The organism is Arhodomonas sp. KWT, assembly GCF_010993615.1.
On record NZ_WNXE01000597.1, the window covers coordinates 1 to 1,011 of the forward strand.

Sequence of the window (1,011 nt, forward strand, 5' to 3'; positions counted from 1 at the left end):
GTGTCCGCCACTGTGGGCATCCTCGGCCACCGCCACGGCAACGGTTGCCAGGAGCACCGCGCCGGCGAGCACCATGACACACCGACGGATGCGCTTATTTGAGCTGCTGTTCACGTCTTGCCTCCCCGGTCAGAACCGATAGCCGAGACCGATGCGGAAGAGATCCTCGTCGCTGTCGAAGGTCTCGGTGCCCGTGTCGTAGCGGATCGAGTAGTCCTCGTAGTCCGTGCGGGTGTAGTCGAGACGGACGAAGGCGTGCTCGGAGGTCGGGACCTCGACGCCAATGCCGGCCCGCGTCGCCCACACGTCCCGCTCATCGCGCACGTGCACGCCGATGCCGTCGAAACGGTAGTCCGTGTCCAGCTCCGCGCGGACACGACCGGCCCGCGCATAGACCAGGGCGTTGCCCCCCAGGAGGTAGCCGACGCGCAGGCCCAGACCGTAGGTCGGGCCGCGGTCGACGGAGTAAATGCGTCTGTCGGGCCGCCGGGCGGAGTCCCAGCCGGCCTCGGAGTGCTCCGCCTCCGCCTCGACGCCGAGATAGAGTGACCCCAGGCGGGCGCCGTAGCCGCCGAACACGCCGGCCACGCCGCCGTCCCCGGCTCGCTCCGCGGAGAGATCCCCGACCCCGGCCTGGCCGCGGTTGTCGCCCCGGTTGTCCGTGTGCAGCGAGCCCCAACCGAGCTGGGCGCCGACGTATGGACCGGTAAACACGTCCGGGCTGCGGCTGACCGTGCGCTGCGGCGCGGCGTCGAAGAACCGGTAGCCGAGACCGAGGGTGATGGCGGATGCTTCCGGCGAGAACCGGTCGGTGCCGTTGCCGTAATCGACGTCGTAGCCGTCGTAATCCGTATAACGCCACTCCAGCCTGCCGAATAGCCGGCGTGTCAGCGACAGCTCCATACCCGTGCCGAGGCTCACGCCGCGCTGAGTCCCGGTATCGCTCACCATGCTGCCACCGTGGGCGTAATGGGTATCGAACTCGGCCGCCGACAGACCCGCATGGCCGTA

At 69.0% G+C, this 1,011-nt stretch carries 1 protein-coding gene; it reads right to left on the bottom strand.

Annotated features, from left to right (window positions below; genetic code table 11):
• Positions 1-129: 129 nt before the first annotated feature.
• On the bottom strand, positions 130-1,011 hold an 882-nt coding region (locus tag G7A99_RS21010; protein ID WP_163143846.1), incomplete at its 5' end, for an outer membrane protein.